The 18995-nt window shown below is 36.0% G+C and carries 16 protein-coding genes and 1 pseudogene; all 17 read right to left on the bottom strand.

Annotation, left to right across the window (positions count from 1 at the left end):
* Positions 1-202 precede the first annotated feature (202 nt).
* The 17 genes and pseudogenes from recN to RT261_RS18170 all read right to left on the bottom strand — a co-directional run bounded on the left by recN (position 203) and on the right by RT261_RS18170 (position 18966).
* Complete coding sequence (gene recN / locus RT261_RS18250; RefSeq protein WP_313134537.1) at positions 203-1885, bottom strand: DNA repair protein RecN; 1683 nt, start codon at positions 1883-1885, stop codon at positions 203-205.
* A 237-nt stretch (positions 1886-2122) separates the two neighbouring features.
* A complete protein-coding gene (locus RT261_RS18245; protein ID WP_313134536.1) occupies positions 2123-5872 on the bottom strand; it encodes an Ig-like domain-containing protein in 3750 nt (1249 codons plus the stop codon).
* A 320-nt stretch (positions 5873-6192) separates the two neighbouring features.
* On the bottom strand, positions 6193-6939 hold the full coding sequence (locus RT261_RS18240; RefSeq protein ID WP_313134535.1) for a YebC/PmpR family DNA-binding transcriptional regulator: 747 nt from the start codon (positions 6937-6939) through the stop codon (positions 6193-6195).
* Positions 6940-7107: 168 nt separating this feature from the next.
* Complete coding sequence (gene argR / locus RT261_RS18235; RefSeq protein WP_313134534.1) at positions 7108-7569, bottom strand: arginine repressor; 462 nt, start codon at positions 7567-7569, stop codon at positions 7108-7110.
* The gene (locus tag RT261_RS18230; RefSeq protein WP_313134533.1) at positions 7566-8438 is read right to left on the bottom strand and encodes an NAD(+)/NADH kinase; all 873 of its coding nucleotides are present in this window, start codon (positions 8436-8438) and stop codon (positions 7566-7568) included. Before RT261_RS18230 ends, argR begins: the two co-directional genes overlap by 4 nt.
* A 136-nt stretch (positions 8439-8574) precedes the next feature.
* On the bottom strand, positions 8575-9444 hold the full coding sequence (locus RT261_RS18225; protein ID WP_313134550.1) for a TlyA family RNA methyltransferase: 870 nt from the start codon (positions 9442-9444) through the stop codon (positions 8575-8577).
* 33 nt (positions 9445-9477) lie between these two features.
* Positions 9478-11355: pseudogene (gene dxs / locus RT261_RS18220) on the bottom strand (1-deoxy-D-xylulose-5-phosphate synthase).
* 70 nt (positions 11356-11425) lie between these two features.
* Positions 11426-12349: a polyprenyl synthetase family protein gene (locus tag RT261_RS18215; RefSeq protein ID WP_313134532.1), complete on the bottom strand. Its 924-nt coding sequence runs from the start codon at positions 12347-12349 to the stop codon at positions 11426-11428.
* Positions 12339-12557, bottom strand: a complete 219-nt coding sequence (gene xseB / locus RT261_RS18210; RefSeq protein ID WP_313134531.1) for an exodeoxyribonuclease VII small subunit — start codon at positions 12555-12557, stop codon at positions 12339-12341. Before xseB ends, RT261_RS18215 begins: the two co-directional genes overlap by 11 nt.
* Positions 12532-13764, bottom strand: a complete 1233-nt coding sequence (gene xseA / locus RT261_RS18205) for an exodeoxyribonuclease VII large subunit (RefSeq protein ID WP_313134530.1) — start codon at positions 13762-13764, stop codon at positions 12532-12534. Before xseA ends, xseB begins: the two co-directional genes overlap by 26 nt.
* Before the next feature lie 71 nt (positions 13765-13835).
* Positions 13836-14234, bottom strand: coding sequence for a transcription antitermination factor NusB (gene nusB / locus RT261_RS18200; protein ID WP_313134529.1), 399 nt, complete (start codon positions 14232-14234; stop codon positions 13836-13838).
* Between the two features lie 250 nt (positions 14235-14484).
* The gene (locus RT261_RS18195; protein WP_313134528.1) at positions 14485-14880 is read right to left on the bottom strand and encodes an Asp23/Gls24 family envelope stress response protein; all 396 of its coding nucleotides are present in this window, start codon (positions 14878-14880) and stop codon (positions 14485-14487) included.
* Between the two features lie 255 nt (positions 14881-15135).
* Positions 15136-15933 carry a SpoIIIAH-like family protein gene (locus RT261_RS18190; protein ID WP_313134527.1) on the bottom strand — a complete coding sequence of 266 codons (798 nt, stop codon included), beginning with the start codon at positions 15931-15933 and terminating at the stop codon, positions 15136-15138.
* 21 nt (positions 15934-15954) lie between these two features.
* Complete coding sequence (locus tag RT261_RS18185; protein WP_313134526.1) at positions 15955-16614, bottom strand: hypothetical protein; 660 nt, start codon at positions 16612-16614, stop codon at positions 15955-15957.
* Positions 16615-16646: 32 nt separating this feature from the next.
* Positions 16647-17270 (bottom strand): stage III sporulation protein AF, encoded by a 624-nt coding sequence (locus RT261_RS18180; RefSeq protein WP_313134525.1) that lies wholly within the window; start codon positions 17268-17270, stop codon positions 16647-16649.
* Between the two features lie 67 nt (positions 17271-17337).
* The gene (locus RT261_RS18175; protein ID WP_313134523.1) at positions 17338-18561 is read right to left on the bottom strand and encodes a stage III sporulation protein AE; all 1224 of its coding nucleotides are present in this window, start codon (positions 18559-18561) and stop codon (positions 17338-17340) included.
* A 21-nt stretch (positions 18562-18582) separates the two neighbouring features.
* Complete coding sequence (locus tag RT261_RS18170) at positions 18583-18966, bottom strand: SpoIIIAC/SpoIIIAD family protein (RefSeq protein WP_313134522.1); 384 nt, start codon at positions 18964-18966, stop codon at positions 18583-18585.
* Positions 18967-18995 lie beyond the last annotated feature (29 nt).

Genomic DNA, 18995 nt, shown 5'->3' with positions numbered 1-18995 from the left:
AAGCCCTTTCACGAGGAAGTAATTTATTTGTCATATGACAAAATGACAGCTGTCTTCAGGATAAGTAAGCTTTGATTGCACAGCCTAAGCGAAGAGTTTTAATAGAATGCAATTCCTTTTAACATAAAAAAGGATATACATTTAGAATGTATATCCCAGAATTACTATTTTTGTTAGTATGCCTATTTTATTTTTTTTCAAACTAGAATTTTTTAGTTCCTTTTGCCAATTCTTTCATTTCACGGGCATTATCTATAACTGTATCTGTAATAAATGCACCGCCTAATATTCTGGCCAATTCTTCTATGGATTCTGTTTCATTTAAGCTTCGGATAGAAGTTTTTGTTGTAATTCCATCTGTTGTTTTCTCGATAATAAAGTGTGCATCTGCCATTGCTGTTATTTGTGCTAAATGGGTAATGCATATTACCTGATGATTTTTGGATATCATAGACAGTTTTTCTGAAACTTTCTGTGCCGTTCTGCCGCTGATACCCACGTCAATTTCGTCAAAAATTAAAGTATCAATTTCGTCTTTATCTGCAAGTACGGATTTAATTGCCAGCATAATTCTTGACAATTCACCACCGGAAGCAACTTTTGATAAAGGTTTTAATTCTTCTCCCGGATTGGTGGAGATTTCAAATTCACTTTCATCAAAACCATTGGCGGTATAATGAGCCAATTTTCGAAATACCATCTCAAACTTTACATCCAAAAAATTTAAATCAATAAGTGCTTCTCTCATATTATGAGTTAACTCTTTTGCTTTTTCTTGCCTAATGGCAGATAGTTGCTCCGAAAGACGATTTAATTGTTCTTCTAATTTGTCCTGCTGTTTTGTTAATAATAATATGGTATCTTCATAATTATTATATTCTTCTAATTTTTTCTCGCCTTCTTCACAATACTTTAAAATTTCAGGAATACTATTCCCGTATTTTGATTTTAAATGATTGATTAAGTCAAGGCGCTGTTCGATACTATTAAAATCCTCTTCACTAGTATTTAAATCCGATAAATATTCGGATAATTCACGGTTAAAATCATTCACCAAAGACTCAATGTCAGCAATTTGATTTAAAAAATTGGCGATGGAAGAATCGTAGTCCACCAATTTCGTTAGACATTTTACAGAACGGCCAATTTGATCTCCTGCCGAACCAGATTCTTGATTACTCATTAATCCGTGAATGTTTCCTAATCCTTCTGATATAGCTTTCCCGTTAGCTAAACGCCTGTATTCTGCTCCAAGTACCTCATCTTCTCCGGATTTTAAAGCAGCATTTCTGATTTCATTGATTTCATATTCCAAAAAGGATATCTCCCGGAGTCTTTTATCATCATCTATTTTCAATTCTTTTAATTTGTTCTTTACTTCTATGTAATCTTTATAAACAACTTCCAGTTTCTGTTTCGTATCACTAATGTAGTCCTTTGCGTACCGATCTACAATTTCTAAATGTTTTTCTTTATACAATAGTGACTGATGCTCATGCTGTCCATGTATATCAATCAATAAGCCTGCAATACTTTTTAATACGCTGGTAGTAACGGTTTCACCATTTACTTTACATATGCTTTTTCCGTTCATTATTTTTCTGCTTATAATAACCTGGCCATCTTCTATGGGCACATCCAATTCTCCAATAGCTGCCAATACATCCTTATCTTCTACCTGAAAAAGCAGCTCCACCAAAGCATAATCTGCACCTTTTCGGATGATATCTTTTGTAACTTTTCCACCTAATGCAACATTAATAGAACCTATTATAATGGACTTACCGGCGCCTGTTTCGCCTGTCAGTATATTTAAATTATCTTTAAAATATACTTCTACTTCATCAATAATTGCAAAATTCTTTACATGTAAATTCAGTAACAAAATCTGTTCCTCCTATCGTTTGTTTTATGTAATGTAACAAACAATTTCAAATGGTACTCTCCAACTTTTGAAAACATATGTTCTAATGCAATTGTAGCATAGTCCCATTCAGGTTGCAAATATTTTTTATAAATATTATACCTTGAAGTTCCAATTCTTATATAACGCAAAAAAAGATACCCCCTAATTACATTTCTCAATGATAATTAAGAGGTATCTTTTTATTTGCTAATTTTATTATCCAATAGGTGTAACTTTTATTCTACATCTTAAAATCTTACCGTTAATATTGGCAGTAATGGTAGTAGTTCCAACCTTTCTGGATTCTACAATACCATTTCGTACAGTTGCAACACCCGGATCATCTACATCCCATACAATTCCTGAATTAACACCAATTACACTTAAAGTATATCTGGAGTATTGCTCTAATTCCAGGTTCGTGGTATTTAATCCTACAACTGTTACTTCTGTTGTTGCTGTCTTACCGGATTCTGTAATTACGATGACATTAGCAGTTCCCGGTTTATGAGCAGTTACTCTTCCGGTAGATTTATCTACGGATGCTACTGTTTTATTATCCGTTTCCCATGTAAATCTGTCTGTACTGTTGGTGGGATTAATAACTTTTTGTAAAGTTGCGGATTCACCAGGAGTCATGATTAAGCTTTTTGTAGAAACTATTACTTTTGAAGCAGGTACCTGAGCTTTTACTTTCACCACTGCAGAAGCATATTTACCACTATTATCTGTGGCAGAGGCTTTTATCGTTGCCGTACCGGCTTTTAATGCGGTAACCACACCTTTTGAATCTACAATTGCAACGGATTCATCACTGGAGGTCCATTTTACTTTTTTAATAGTAGCATTATTAGGCTTAACAGTTGCTTTTAGAGTAAAACTTCTTCCCTCAACGGTTGTAACAGCGGAAGTATTAAGTGTAACCGAAGTTACAGCTCTTACTACTCGGATGTCACAACTTGCCTCAGCTCTTGTACCATCTTGGGCAGTAACTGTAATTACCACTGTACCTAAGGATTTGGCTGTTACCACTCCTTTAGAGTCCACTGTTGCTACTTTTGAATTACTGGTTGACCATTTTACTTTTGGATTGGTTGCCGTATTTGCTTCCACGGTAGCCTTTAAAGTAAATCTCTTACCAACACCCATCACATAACTGGTTTTATTCAATTTTATATTCGTTACAGGTTCAACAACATTTACAACACAAAATTTAGTAATCTTTTTATCCGCTGTTTGTACTTTGATAACAGCTGTACCGCCAGAGATTGCTTTTACGGTACCATTATTGGATACTTTTGCAACCTTTTCATTGGAACTTGTCCAGGTCAAATTTACTTCTTCAGCTGAACTTGGCTGCATAGTCGCTTTTAATTTAAATTCCTCACCTATAACAAGTGTTTTCTCGTCAAAATTAAGCTGTAGGTCATTAGGCTGTTGAACGACTGTTACGTTACAATATATGGCAGCACCATAAGCTGTTCTTACAAATATAACTGCTTTGCCCGGTGCCTTTGCAGTAATCTTACCCTTCTCGTCTACTGTAGCCACCTTAGAGTCTGTTGTATCCCATACTAATCCAAGTTCCGTACTGTTAGATGGGGTGACAGTTAACTCAATGGTATAAGTTTGGCCTACGTTTAATTCCAGATTATCAACGTCAAATTTTATGCCGGTTGCTTTTTGCCTTACTGTAATGGTACAGGTACTATAATATGCACCATCCTCTGTTTTTACCATTACAATAGCCTGACCTGCACCTCTTGCCGTGATTAGGCCTTTTGAGTCCACACTGACAACGGAAGTGTCAGTAGAACTCCATACTACATTCTTTTTGGAAGCATCATTTGGTGTTAATAAATATCCGATTCTTGCTGATTCTCCAACATACATTACTTTAGCCTTTTCATCTAAGGTTAAAGATCTTACCGGAATCTCCACTGTAATATTACATATTGCAGTTACAGAAGGATCACTTTCTGAGAATGCGATAACAGCAGCCACACCGGATGAAACTAAAGTAACCATACCTTTCTCATCTACTCTGGCAACGCTTTCATTGGTGGATTTCCATTTCACATTCTTATTGGTTGCATTCTCCGGTTCCACATTGGCTCTTAATTGAAAATTCTTTGTGGTTAAAGGAAGGGTAATTGCTGTTTCTGATAATGTAATTCTTTCTACATGCTGTCTTACTGACACATGGCAATAACCTACCACTACATTGTCCTGGTTAATGGCTGATATTACGGCTGTACCAGGATGTACTCCTCGAATGGTAGCAGCTAAATCCGTAGAGTCTTTCACTTCTACAACATTGGGATCTGATGATACCCAGTGTAATGGCCCTTTGTTAGCGCCTGCTGGTTCTACTTTTGCTGACAAAGTTACAAATTGATCCACTTCCAGTATTGTACTAGCCGGACTTACGGTAACTTTTGATACGGAATCTTCAACACGTATAATACAGGTTGCCGTTTTACGGACACCCTTAATAATCTGTGATGCAGTTATTGTTACCGTACCCTTCTTGATACCGGTTACCAGACCATCTTCAACAGTAGCAACCGCAGGATCACTGGTGGTCCAGAGCGTTGTATTAGTATTCTCTGTTGAGGTTGCAATTAATTGTATGGAACCTGATTTATATATAATTGCATTAGTATGATTTAGTGATATACCATCAATTACAGTTATTCTTATTGTTTTAGTACTTGGTGTATAAGCAGGATCAAATAATCCTGATGATGTCTGATAGGTTAACAATACTTCTACAGAACCTTCATGTTCTGCTTTTATAATTCCTGTTGAAGGAGCTACACTGACAGCAGTACTATCGCCATTTGGATAGGTATATGTAAAAATACCCGGATTATAGATATTTGAATTATCTGTTAATCTAAAATCATCCCCCACATTCATAATAATATATTCTCTACCATCTTTAATATGAATTGGTACAATAAGTGTTATTTCTAAGGGCGTAATTTTGCCATCGCCTTTGTATTTAATATCAGAATAGGCCTTAATTTTATAAGTACCCGCTTTTAAATTATACAAATTTATTTTACTGTCATAAGAATGAATATCCCTAATTATCCTTCCGGTATCACTGGCTGAAATAATTGTCCCTTTGTTATCATATATTTCCCATGCTAAATTGGTTGCAGAACCGGCATTGGTATTTAATGTTGTACTTGTAATTCCTTCTGCCAATAAAATCGTTGCTGAACTCTTATAATTATTGTCAGTATCCTTAATTAAAGGTGAAACAATTACTGGTACCTTCGCTTCTAATTTTTTGCCATTTGCCAAGCTAGTCCCTGAAGTAATTGTAATAATAGTGGAACCGGCACCTTTTGCTGTAACTTTACCAGTAGAATCAACTACCGCAACTTCAGGATTAGCAACAGTCCATAATAAATTAGGTGTTGTACCTGCATCCGGTTTCATAATATTAATTGTCTTAGTACTATCGGGATCAGATGCATCTGGATTAAATGTTAACTGCAAAACCTTATCTCCTGAACTGGTAGTTATAAAATTACCGTTATCAACCACTAATGGCACTTCTATGTAACAAACAACTGTTTTTGTTACTCCATCCTTTGTAACTGTTGCAGAAATTTCAGAAAAACCCGGTCCTTTCGGTGTTACTTTCACCTGATAGTTCGGTGTCCCTGTTTCTGCCTTGGCAACACTTTCTTCGGAGGATTTCCAATTAACCGAAGTTGCATCTGTAGCACTTACACGTAAGTCAATGCTGTTACCATCACTTATAGTAATACTTCCGCCATGGGGAATTTTTTTCCCGCCATAATCAAAATAATATTCTTCCTCAACAGGTGTTGGGGTTGGAGTTGGTACAGTAGTAGCACTTGCTTTCACACCGGGCAGCATACTAATGCTTATTGCTGCGGCCATACACATAACCCCTAATAGTATTTTTCCCTTAAACTTCTTCATATTCGTCCTCCTTGACATGTTTCTCTAGCATATTTCTCTTGAGTCTTTTTATTTATTTTCAGGATGTACCCATCTTTACATTATTCAATTATGTATCGGCAATTAAATCAAAAATGATTAGGAAATTTATAGTTTTTATTAATATTAATTATAAATGCTTTTGTTTTAGACGTAGTACTTATAACCAGTTTTGTTCAAATAAAAGTATGTGTTGGAAACTTGTCAGGCTGCTCACATCTTTATAAAGTAAAAAGGAAGTAATTACAAAAAACCTCTATACAATTCCGTCAGCGACGGTGTACAGAGGTTTAGTAGTTCTACTATTCTTCATCTTCTTCCGGCATATTCCAGTTGTGGTACACTTCCTGGACATCATCGTCTTCATCTAATAAATCTAAAGTACGATTCATCATCTTAATATCCGTAGCATCTGTAAGTTCCACAAAGGTTTGAGGAAGCATGGTTACTTCTGCCTGAGCCATTGGAATTCCTGCTTCCTCAAGCTTTTCACGAACTTCACTAAAGGCATCGGGATCCGTTATGATTTCATAACTGTCTTCCTCTTCACTGAAATCTTCTGCACCTGCATCAAGAGCAAGCATCATTAATTCATCCGCGTCTTTTTCCCACTCTTCTTTATCAATAAGGATTTGTCCTTTTCTATCAAACATAAAGGATACACATCCCGGTGTACCTACGTTGCCATTGCCTTTTGTAAATGCATTTCTAACGTTGGATGCGGTTCTGTTCTTATTATCAGTTAAGCATTCTACGATAATGGCTGAACCGTTAGGACCATAACCCTCATATGTTACACGCTCGTAATTATCTGCGTTAGCATCGCCTGCTGCCTTTTTGATACTTCTTTCAATGGTATCGTTAGGCATGTTATTTGATTTTGCCTTAGCGATTATATCTTTTAATTTACCGTTAGATGCAGGATCTGCACCACCTTCTTTTACTGCTACGGCAATTTCTCTTCCTAACTTGGTAAATATTTTACCTTTTGAAGCATCGTTCTTTTCTTTTTTATGTTTTATGTTTGCAAATTTTGAATGTCCTGACATGGTGATTCTCCTTCCACTTTATAAGAATGCGTCAAAGCAAATATTCCACTTGCCTGCAGGCAAGTTTATCCGCTTACGCTACTTGTTCATAACCTCATTGCCACTACGTAGCATTTCACCCGGAACTTGAACTCCTGCTGAAACAGGCAAGGGCCCTTGCCTGATGGGTTAAATACTTTTCGTATTAATATATTTATTTAATTTTTCCATTACGGAAATAGTCTCTTCGTTTGTCTTAACAATGCACATAACGGTATCATCACCTGCGATACAGCCTAATATTCCCTGAATATGCAATGCATCTAAGGAAGCCGCCACTGCCATAGCCATACCGGAAACGGTCTTAATCACAATGATATTCATAGCCATGTCCATGGAAATAAAGCCATCCTTTAATACACGGATGAATTTATCGCTTAAACCAGCTTCATTGTTCTTTAATATAATATATTTCTGTCTTCCATCATCTCCTGCTACCTTGGTCAGTTTTAATTCTCTTATGTCTCTTGATATGGTAGCCTGGGTTACATTATAACCGGCTTTCGTTAATAGATCCGCTAATTCCTCCTGGGTTTCTATATCATTCTTATTAACCAGTTCAATAATCTTACTCTGCCTTCCTAATTTCATACCAATTCCCCACCTTGTCCAATTTTTGTTCTTAAAATCTCAAAAAAACTAGTATTATTAATTTTTACCAGTTTAGTCTCTTCTTCTGCTTTGCATATATCAATAACATCTTCTGCATGAAGCAAAATTGCCTGCCTTCCGTCAAAGGTCGCGATTGCCTCTTCTTCTTGGGTTTTTTTGCTTTTATCTATTTTAATAGTAATGTGATCCTCAGCAGATACTACTATGCTTCTTGCATATAAAGAATGAGGGCAAATAGGTGTAATGATAATCACCTTAGAAATCGGTTTTACAACAGGGCCTCCGGAGGAAAGACTATATCCGGTGGATCCGGTTGGTGTAGATACAATAATCCCATCTCCCCGATATCGATCTACATATTCCCCATTAACATATATACTAACACTTATAATTCTTGAAAAACCGCTTCTGGTTACAACAATGTCGTTAAGAGTTAAGCCGGTATACATTTCTTTATTATTGCTATAGATTCTACCACCTATCATCATTCTATTTTCCACATTGTATTTATTTTCAAACAAGCAGTCCAGTGCATTGTATATATTATTGACTTCAATTTCTGCTAAAAATCCAAGAGTACCAAGATTAATACCTAAGATTGGTATGTTTCTTCCTAATAAATCATGGGCCGCTTGGATGATTGTACCATCCCCTCCCAGTACAATAGCACATTCTGTGTCTTTTGAAACGTCTGTCGTATCGGTAAAAAAATAATCTGAATTAATAGAGGGCCGGCCATTCAGCAGAACACATTCTTTCTTATTCTTTTTCATGTACTCCACAATCTTCTTGGTAATGACTAAATCCTCATCTTTATCGCGATTGGTTATAACACAAAATTTATCCATTTAGGACTCCTACTATTTTACATCAATTTGTTTAAATATACATAGTATTTTTAATTTAAATAAAAAATTCAGCTGATAATTATCAATTAATTCCAATTCAGCTTCACCTTGATATTCTAACATAAATCACACTCTTTTACAAGTTTAATGTTTCATGGGATAAGGTGACAACATTTCGTATACTCTTCTGCAAATCTAATAAATTTACATTATCAACATATGAAGTGCATTCTTCTAATGACAGCTCATCCCTACCTTCTTCTTCCAAAACAAGAGTACTTTTCTTTATGTGCAGTAAATATTCAATATTACCTTCTGGTCCTTTGATAGGTGAATAATCCAGATTCAAAATTCGAAATCCAATGCTTACCGCATATGCAATTATTTTTTCAATAACTTCTATATGAACGCTTTGCTCCCGAACAACACCTTTTTTTCCTACTTTTTCTCTTCCAGCTTCGAATTGTGGCTTAATTAAGCAAACTACTTCTCCACCGTCTTTTAAAAGCTCTCTTACGGGTATTAATACTTTGGTCAATGATATAAACGCAACATCAATGGATATAAAATCAATCACATCATTAATTTGTTCCGGTTCTAAATACCGGATATTGGTTTTTTCCATGGAAACCACCCTTGGATCCTGTCGAAGCTTCCAAACCAATTGATTAGTACCCACATCTACTGCATAAACTTTTACTGCACCATTTTGCAGCATACAATCAGTGAAACCGCCTGTGGAAGACCCAACATCCATGCAGATCTTTCCTTCCAGATTAACACCGTAATGATCTATGGCTTTCTCCAGCTTAAAGCCTCCGCGGCTGACATACTTTGCTGTTACGCCCTTTAATTCAATGTTTACTGTGTCAGGAAACATACTTCCTGCTTTATCTTCTCTTTGTTCTTCCACAAAAACATTTCCCGACATAATGATGGCTTTTGCCTTTTCTCTTGATTCTACTAAATTTCTTTTTACTAACAGTACATCTAAACGTTCTTTCATTTTTACACCCATATGCATTCTTTATATTTAGGCTTACTCCATAATCTCTAAAATTTTCTTAAACACAGTGACTTCACCTAAACCATTCTTTTCCTTTAATATAGATACATCACCTTGTTCAATAAATTCATCCGGTAAGGAGATAATCAGTTGGGTAATGTTTTGATAATTATGTTCTACGAGAAATCCTGACACTTTCTCCCCAAATCCCCCTGATCTTATATTTTCCTCCAAGGTTACCCAGTTTTCATGTGTAACAGCCAATCTATGAAGCAGTTCTTCATCCATTGGAGAAATAAACCGCATATTAACAAGAGTTACTTCTTTTCCATCAGCAACCAACAGCTCCTTCACACGTACCGCTGTTTCCACCATACTTCCCACAGCTAATAAGACAATTCCCTGAGGTGCTTCATATAGAATTTCACTTTTACCATATTCAATAGGAGCACGAAATTCTCCTAATTCTTCATAAGCCCTGCCACGGGGGTACCTGATAGCAACAGGTCCTTCCTCATATTCACTTGCATAAAGCAGCATGTCATGAAGCTCATTACCATTCTTAGGTGCCATTAAGGTCATAGATGGCAAATGAGACAAATAAGTAATATCAAACATTCCCTGATGGGTTTCTCCATCACTTCCTACCAAACCACTTCGATCGATGGCAAAAATAACGGGAAGGCTGTTAATGCAGACATCATGTATGATTTGGTCATATGCTCTTTGAAGGAAGGAGGAATAAATAGCAACCACGGGTTTCATTCCCCCAACTGCCAGTCCGGCAGCAAAGGTCACCGCATGCTCTTCTGCTATCCCCACATCAAAGAACCGTTCAGGATAGTTCTTGGAAAAATTACTTAAACCAGTTCCACTAGGCATTGCTGCGGTAATGGCAACGATTTTTTCATCCTTTTCTCCCAGTTCCAACATGGTTTCAGAAAATACTTCCGTATAGCTCTTACCTTTTTTGTTGGATACACCATTTCCTGTCTTTATATTAAAAGCTTCTACGCCATGATACTTACTAGGGTTTTCTTCCGCTAATTTGTATCCTTTACCTTTTTTGGTAACCACGTGAACCAATACTGCTTCTTTCACTCTTGCAGCACTTTGGAAAGCCATTAATAATTGATTAATATCATGTCCGTCAATAGGTCCGATATAGGTGATTCCCATATCCTCAAAAAGCATACCTGAGATTACCAATCGTTTCATGGAATCTTTGGATCTTCTCAATTTATCCATAATCTTATCTCCCACACCACCTGGAATGGAATTCAAAGACTGTTCCAGACTCTTTTTAAAATTATGATATTGGGAGTTCGTACGGATTTTTCCTAAATAGTTTGCCATACCTCCCACATTTTCAGAGATAGACATTTCATTATCATTTAATACGATCATAAAATTAGACTGTATTCTTGCCGCATTATTTAATGCCTCATAAGCCATACCACCGGATAACGCACCATCTCCGATAACGGCAGCTACTTTTTAATCCTGACCGGTCAAATCTCTTGCTTTTACCATGCCAAGGGCGGCTGATATGGAGGTGGAACTGTGACCGGTATCAAATGCATCACATTCACTTTCTCTTCTTTTTGGAAATCCACTTAAACCATCATAAGCTCTTAGAGTGGAAAATTCATTTTTTCTACCCGTTAGCAGTTTATGAGTATAAGATTGATGTCCCACATCCCAAACTAATTTATCTTCTGGAAAGTTCATAAACAGATGTAAGGCCATGGTCAATTCCACAGCACCCAAATTAGAGGCGAGATGGCCTCCAGTCTTACTAATATTTTTAACAAGAAAACGCCTGATTTCCCCAGCTAATTGCTTATAATCAACCTGACTCACTTTTTTTATATCATTTGCCTGATTGATATCATTTAAAATTTGAAACATAACTACACCTTCATTCTAATATTCAAGTACCCCATACGTTTCTCCGCCTCCATGACGGCTCCATCGATGATTATTTCTTCCGCGTAATTAATATATTTATCAACTCTTTAAGATATTCATTCTCTCTCTTAAGGGATTCAAATCCTGCTAATCCTTTTTGACTTAATTCTTCTACCTGCTCTTTTGCTTTTTCTACTCCCAAAAGCGTAACGTAGGTAATCTTTTCATTCCGTTCATCACTATGAACCGGTTTTCCAAGAACTTCTACTGTAGAGGTAACATCTAATATATCGTCCTGTATTTGGAATGCCAGTCCGATATTAGCTGCCATATCTTCTACAATAGCTGCCTCTTTGTCATTTGCGCCGGCTAATATGGCTCCTATCACCATGGAGGCTTCAATTAATGCACTGGTTTTCAATTTGTACACATAATTTAACTTATCCAAAGGGGAATCCTCATGTTGTATTCCTTCAATATCTACAACTTGTCCGCCTATCATTCCATACACTCCGGCTTTTTGTCCCAATATTTCCATGGATTTCGCTGCTTTTCTAATTCTTTCGTATAAAACAATTGCATCGCTTTCGGCATTTTTAACTGCAAATGCTTTACAGGCTGTTTCAAAGGCATAATTCAACAACCCATCTCCCGCCAAGATTCCCATTGCCTCTCCATATACGATGTGGGTAGTCTTTCTGCCTCTTCGATATTCATCATTATCCATTGCAGGCAAATCATCATGCACCAAAGAATAGGAATGAATCATCTCAATTGCCGCCATAAAAGGTTCTATGTAGCTTTGATCTGTTCCGCCAAATAAGCGGTAAGTTTCTAACATAAGCATAGGACGGATTCTCTTGCCGCCGCCTAATACACTGTAATTCATGGCTTCAAATACAGTTTTTTGAAAACCTTCTTCTTTAGGAAGATATTTTTTAATAACTGTCTCTATATATTCAATTCGCTTGGCTTGTTCTTCATTAAAGTTCATTTGAGTCTTTATTCTCCCCTAATATAATTAATTGCTTTTCAACCTTGTCAATTGAATTATTGCAATATTTCAATAGTTCTATACCATCTGTATAAAGCTTAAAGGAATCTTCCAAACTAATTTCTTCATTTTCAAGCTTTTTAATGATTTCCTGTAGTTCTTCAAAGGATGCTTCTAATGTTTTATTTTGCATGTCCTGGGTTTTCATTACCTCTCTCCTTCTTAATTAATTCTTCTACTCTTGCCATTACATCACCGTCTGTCACACTGATTTGCAGCATTTCCCCTACTTTTGCTTTCTCCAGACGATTCATGACTTCATTGTTACTATTTACAACCAAGGAATATCCTTTAGTTAATTTCTTTAAAGGAGATAAACCTTCTAACTTTTCTGCACAAATTTCCAATTGATGCCTTTTCTTTGTAACAATCATTTCCATTAAATTACCCAGCTTTTGTTCCATATCCATAAGGTTTTGCCGCTTCTGTCTTACCTGATAAATAGGACTGGAGTATACCAACTTCATTGAAAGTTGTTTTACTTGATTTCTAAAAGCGATGATCTTCTTTTGCATCTGATAATTCAGGGTCTTATTAAGTGTTTCTATATCTGCATTGTAGTTTTTAATATCATATACAGCTAATTCTGCTGCAGCTGACGGGGTGGGAGCCCTAAGATCCGATACAAAATCGGCAATTGTTGTATCGGTTTCATGACCAACTGCCGATATGATTGGTGTATTACATTGATAAATTGCCCGGGCTACTATTTCTTCATTAAATGCCCACAGGTCTTCTATAGACCCGCCTCCACGGCCCACAATAATGATATCAGCCCCTAACTTGTCCAAGGTTTTAATACCTTTTACAATGGTAGCTGCCGCACCTTCCCCTTGTACCTGTGCCGGATATAAAATCAACTGCACATAGGGATTTCTCCTGCTTGAAATATTAATTATATCCTGCAATGCTGCACCGGTTCTTGCGGTTATGATACCTACTTTTTTAGCAAAAGAAGGTATTGGTTTTTTATGACTGCTGTCAAAGAGTCCTTCCTGCTCTAAACTCTTCTTTAACTGCTCATACTTTTCATATAGATAACCAGAACCATCCAGAATAATTTCTTTTGCATATAATTGATATTTACCATCCCGTTCATATACACTGATACTGCCCAGTGCTATTACACTTTGTCCTTCTTTCATTTGAAACTTCAGACCGCTTCGCTGGCCTGCAAACATAACACAAGCCATCTGTCCTTGTCCATCTTTTAATGTAAAATATATATGTCCTGAAGTGTGATACTTACAGTTTGACACTTCGCCTTTTACATATATATTACTTAAGGTGTAATCCCGAATGAACATGTTTTTTATATATAAATTAACCTGTGTTACAGAATATACATTATTCATACCACACCTCCTCTTAAATTTACATGGTTTTTACATTTCAGTTCAACTAATTGAATCTATATAGCAAAACCCTATTTTATCAGTTTAGCCAAAACTCCGTTCACAAAAGATCCGGAAGACTCCCCGCCAAATATTTTAGCAATCTCTACGGCCTCGTTAATTGCTACCTTATTGGGAATTTCATCATCATATTCAATCTCATAGGCAGCCAGTCTCATAATGGTTAAGTCTACTTTTCCAAGACGGTTTAGTCTCCAGCCACTAGAGGCATCTGCTAAAATTACGTCGATATCCGGAATTTTTTCTATGATCTTGTTAAATCTTTCCTTTAGATAGGAAAGTTCTTCTTCTTTTGGTGCTTCCAATGATTCAAAATAGAAATCAATTTGTTCATTCAATTCTGCTTCGTCGTGAAAATCTCTTCTAAATAACATTCTAAATAAGTGTTCTCTTATTTCTCTTCTGCTCATAATTATACCTATTGCATATCACATACCCTGCATAAAATATATGCTGTAAATGCGATACCGCCACAAAAAACAGGTTGAAAGAATCATTTCGCGGCAGCCTTTCTTCAGATATATTTTCTTTCAACCACCTATATTTTTATATACTATATTCTATCTTATGCATAAAAGTGCAGAATTAACGCATAAACAACCCTTAAATAGTAATTATCTAAGGGTTGTATAGGATTAGACATTATTGATTTTATAATGCTTACTTTTTCTTATCAATATTAACACCTGTAATTCGAATGTTAACATTGGAAACGTTTAGCCCAGTCATACTTTCGATAGCTGATTTTACTTTTTCTTGAACTTGCTTTGATGTATTGGGAATGTTATAACCATATTCTAAGGTCAGGACTAAATCAACAGAGACTGCATTTGAATTCACATCAATTTTAACCCCTTTTGAAAGGTTCCTCATTCCTAATTTACTAACAAGCTCATTGGTAATGTTGCTTGCCATGGAGGCAACACCTTCTACTTCCGTAGCGGCCATGCCGGCAATTGTAGCAACGACTTCATCTGCTATCTGAACCTCTCCCACTTTACTACTTGCATGTATTTGATAAGTATTTCTATTCTCCTGTTCCTTATTCACAGTCATTACCTCCTAAGTCCTTACACATTTCTGGATTCATTGTGTTCAAAAATAGTTCTTATTAGGTATTATATCAGAATTGAACCTTTTTGCAAACCATTTTATTCACATTTTTGTATAAGAACGAAACATGCCCCCTAAGAGTCTATATTCTTAATACACTTTACAGCTTCTTAAGAGGAAAAAGGCTGTCACAAATAAAAGTGTATTTCAAAACACTTTGTTTTGTAACAGACCTTCCGTGGATTATGTATTGCTGGATTATTCTTCTATAACTACCGGTGCAATCACAATATTCTTAGACTCCGCATTAGTTTCTCTCTTTACGATGTCTTCAATTTGTGCGGTTTCCTGATCTGAAATACTGGCAGCATTAATAACAACATCTACTTTTCCTTCTTCTGAAATTGTAACTAATGCATCTGCAAAGCCTTTTGCCTCCAATAAAGATTCCGTAGCGTCTTCTCGCTCTGCATTAGCTGTTAGTTTTAACAACATGTTGGCAGCATTATCTCTTACATCAGCTGAAAGATTGGCATTATTTATAATGTCTGTATAAGTAGTCTTGCTCTTGGAACGTATTTGCTCTCTTTCCAGTCTGTTGGATACAAAATAATTAGGAGCAATGGTTGTGTTTACTAAAACAGCTTCACCGGGTTCCGTACTCTTTTCCTGACCCTCATTAGAAACGATTTCGCCGGTATCACTTACGTCAAAAGTTGCAACCTCTTCTGCATCCTTGTCGTCAGCATCTGCTACTTCAGCGTTTTGTGTATCTACCTGGGTGGTATCTTTTACTTCCGCATCTTTACCTTCTGCCGTAGGATCAAGTAAATCAGAAGAAACATCCCCTTCTAACTCAACCATATCTCCATTCAGAATATTATCACCCTTCGTTTCTGCATGTTCATCATAATCTAATACTTCGCCATTTCCAATATTTGCGGTATTCGTCTTATTTTTATCGTTCTTTCCGGAATAATTTAGATACCCTGCAATGATAATCATAACCGCAAGAGCTACTATGATTATTTGGTTTTTCTTGAATATATTCTTCATACTTGCCTCCTTTAATATTCTTTAATTCATTTTCATTACTTTAACTTTATGTGCGGGAACATTAAATAATACCTGTACAGCTTCAATAATTTCAGCAATAATTTCAGGCTTATCACCACCTTCGGCAATTACTGCTATTCCTTCTACCTCCGGCTCTAATTCCTGAACCACATATGGAAGGTTTTCCCCGCTTCCACTGCCTACCATAACTGTGCTTTCTTCATTTCTTACACTACTACTTACTCTATTTCCGCCCTCCCCGTCAACTTCATTCATGCTTTCTTGTGTAAATGGATTATCTTTAAGAACAATCCTTTCTTTAGAACCTTTTAAGGTTACCATGACTTCTACATTACCGATACCGGCAACATTAGATAGAAATTTTTTTAGTTTTTTTTCCAAATCTTCGGAATAGACTTCTGTTTCATCTTCCTTCTTAATATCTGAAGAACTTTTTACTGTTTCTGTTTGGTTAATCTTTTCTGCTGTACTTTTTTCGTTCTGGAGATTTTTTGACGAAAATAAATTCGGAAATGATGTGAGCAGAAGCAGCACACCGGCTATTAGGAGCATTACCAAATTAACTGGTTTGATGATAAACTTCTTTCCTGCTAATCTTTTACCATTATCTTTTCCAATATCCTTCTCATGATCACTTTCTTTATTTTTTACCTTATCCATGACTTCTCCTACTTTAGTACCACAGAAATTTATTATTCCTGTATACTAATATTTATATTATCAGGTTTCATATTATAGAAGTCCGACAACAGGTTTTTTACATTAATTTCTTCAGGAGATAAGTGATCCCTTTCTTTTGTCCTGCGGTCTTCCTCCTCATTTCCAATCTTAATTTTATCGATCTCAATAGGTTCCATTTTTGAAAGATTTTCTTTTGCTTTTTGTTTTTTAAAACCTGCCGTTAAATCAATGGTTTTTAATGAACCAAAGGAAATACTTTCTGGTTCTTCATCTATAGTTATATTTAAATTAACAACATATAAATCCTGGTTTTTAATTAATGAAGCAATTTGTTCATTGATTCTCTCCTTATATTCTGCTAAAATCCTGTCTTTTTGCTCCTGCTCTGAATCCAACAATATCTGATTAATATTTTCTGATTCCGCTATAAAAAAATTAGTTGACATATAATATTCCAAGGATTTATCCAGTTCAAAAACTTTAAATAGTGGTGATATTACAAGAATAACTAAAATAATTCCCGTTATAAGGTTAATATATTTTTTATATGTGCTTTTTCCAAGTAAGTTATTAATAATGGTTGAAAGTACCAAGAATATAATAATATTTTTTACCCAGCTATAAACTTCATTCACAAGAATCTCCATTCTGCCGGACACCGCTAATTTGGGTCAGCACTTTAGATTATTGTACTATAACTTCCTATGTAGTACTTGCCGCAACCATGGCAATGGTTAATAAGAATAAAACAGCGCCTACAAAGACCGTTTCAAGCAGTAATGCCGAGGCTTCTGCTGAGGAATTTATGCAATTAAGCATCCGCTTGTCCGAAATTGGCTGGACAGCCGCACAGCTTACTTTATAAATAAGCGTGGTTGCTGCCAGCTTAAATATAGGTACTGCGCAAACGATAATTATAATAATTACACCAACAATTCCCACCGAATTCTTTAAAAGTATGCCTGCTCCTAAAATACTTTCCGTTACTCCTCCAAGAATGTCTCCCACTCCCGGTATCGCTCCCGCTGCTCTCATAAATACGGACTTTTTTAAATTATCCGCCACCGGTAATATTAGCCCCTGTACTGCATTAAAACCTAATACAACTGCAAGTAAAGTTCGTAATACCCATTTTATAATCACTGCCATTAATTCGGATAGTTTAGATAATAAATCTTCTTTGGATAAATTATTGGCCATGGAAGTAATTAAATATATGTTAATAGATGGTATTATAACTTTGATTAATAATGCATCTGCAAAAGTAATTAGAAATAACGTCGCCTGATAGTACACCATGGAAGTACTTGCGCTTGAAGTAAAGGCCACGGTTATAAAATAAGTTGGAACCAGGACCGTCATAAAATTAAGTACCTTTGAAATCGTGGCTGCTGCTAAGTTTGCTGCCGAAATAAAGGAGGCGGTCAATACACTAAATAGCAGCAAGTAGGCTACATAAAACCCGGTTTCTGCAACTTGACTGTTCTGAAAAGCATGAGAAAAATTCGTAAAAACAGCGGCAATAATCGCAACAGATAGCAGGCTTGTTAAAGTACCGATATTTCCTTTTAACTCATTTATAATACCATCCTTTATATCTATACTGATTTGTTTAAGAGAAAATTCTGTTTTCCCCGATACCAGATTAGAAACATATTCTTCAAAATTAATCTTCTCATTGCCACTAAGTATTTCATCAATGACCTGCTGCACTTCCTGATAATTGATATCCATATCATCAGCAACGTTTATTCCGCTGGATAATCCCGTATCATTGGTGGTTTCCGCACTGTCTGAGCCTGTCTTATTCTTTGCTGTCACATCACTGGCAAATACCTCTTTTTCTACTAAAAGAAGAAATAAAATAATCAGTATCAGAAATACCAGTACCTTCCTTTTGCTATTTCTCTTGTCCCATTCTGCCATGTCTTTTGTCCTCCTTCAGACTTAAGCTTTGAGGAAGTTATTAATGGTATCTAATAAAGCTAATAATATAGGCATACCAGTAGCTAATATAGTTAACTTTCCTACCAATTCAATTTGATTGGCTACTGCCGTATATCCACAGTCTTTGCATATATTGGACGATATTTCTGCTACATAGGTGATACCGATGATTTTAAGTAATATGGTAATATAGGCTTGATTTAAACTGATATAGGATTGAATTTTCTTAATTGCATTGATAATAATCTCTAATCTATTTACACCCAGTAAGAAAATCAGGATGCAGCCTACTATGCTGATATAGGTGGAGAATTCTGCTCTGCTGCTCTTAAACTGTATGGCCAATAATACCGCAACCAATCCAATCAGGGCTATTTTTATCATCTATAACCTTGCTCCTTTCAAAGACTGAG

The organism is Anaerocolumna sp., from assembly GCF_032079385.1.
Lineage (GTDB): Bacteria > Bacillota > Clostridia > Lachnospirales > Lachnospiraceae > Anaerocolumna.
Note: the sequence above shows the minus strand (reverse complement) of the source record. Positions and strands in the feature narration are given on the sequence as shown.

Coding starts and splice junctions, on each gene's coding strand:
- RT261_RS18240 (WP_313134535.1), bottom strand. CDS start 6,939: ATGTCAGGACATTCAAAATTTGCAAACATAAAACATAAAAAAGAAAAG.
- RT261_RS18230 (WP_313134533.1), bottom strand. CDS start 8,438: ATGGATAAATTTTGTGTTATAACCAATCGCGATAAAGATGAGGATTTA.
- xseA (WP_313134530.1), bottom strand. CDS start 13,764: ATGAATAATGTATATTCTGTAACACAGGTTAATTTATATATAAAAAAC.
- RT261_RS18175 (WP_313134523.1), bottom strand. CDS start 18,561: ATGGCAGAATGGGACAAGAGAAATAGCAAAAGGAAGGTACTGGTATTT.
- RT261_RS18215 (WP_313134532.1), bottom strand. CDS start 12,349: ATGAACTTTAATGAAGAACAAGCCAAGCGAATTGAATATATAGAGACA.
- RT261_RS18245 (WP_313134536.1), bottom strand. CDS start 5,872: ATGAAGAAGTTTAAGGGAAAAATACTATTAGGGGTTATGTGTATGGCC.
- argR (WP_313134534.1), bottom strand. CDS start 7,569: ATGAAATTAGGAAGGCAGAGTAAGATTATTGAACTGGTTAATAAGAAT.
- xseB (WP_313134531.1), bottom strand. CDS start 12,557: ATGAAAACCCAGGACATGCAAAATAAAACATTAGAAGCATCCTTTGAA.
- RT261_RS18195 (WP_313134528.1), bottom strand. CDS start 14,880: ATGACTGTGAATAAGGAACAGGAGAATAGAAATACTTATCAAATACAT.
- RT261_RS18225 (WP_313134550.1), bottom strand. CDS start 9,444: ATGAAAGAACGTTTAGATGTACTGTTAGTAAAAAGAAATTTAGTAGAA.
- RT261_RS18185 (WP_313134526.1), bottom strand. CDS start 16,614: ATGGATAAGGTAAAAAATAAAGAAAGTGATCATGAGAAGGATATTGGA.
- RT261_RS18170 (WP_313134522.1), bottom strand. CDS start 18,966: ATGATAAAAATAGCCCTGATTGGATTGGTTGCGGTATTATTGGCCATA.
- nusB (WP_313134529.1), bottom strand. CDS start 14,234: ATGAGCAGAAGAGAAATAAGAGAACACTTATTTAGAATGTTATTTAGA.
- RT261_RS18190 (WP_313134527.1), bottom strand. CDS start 15,933: ATGAAGAATATATTCAAGAAAAACCAAATAATCATAGTAGCTCTTGCG.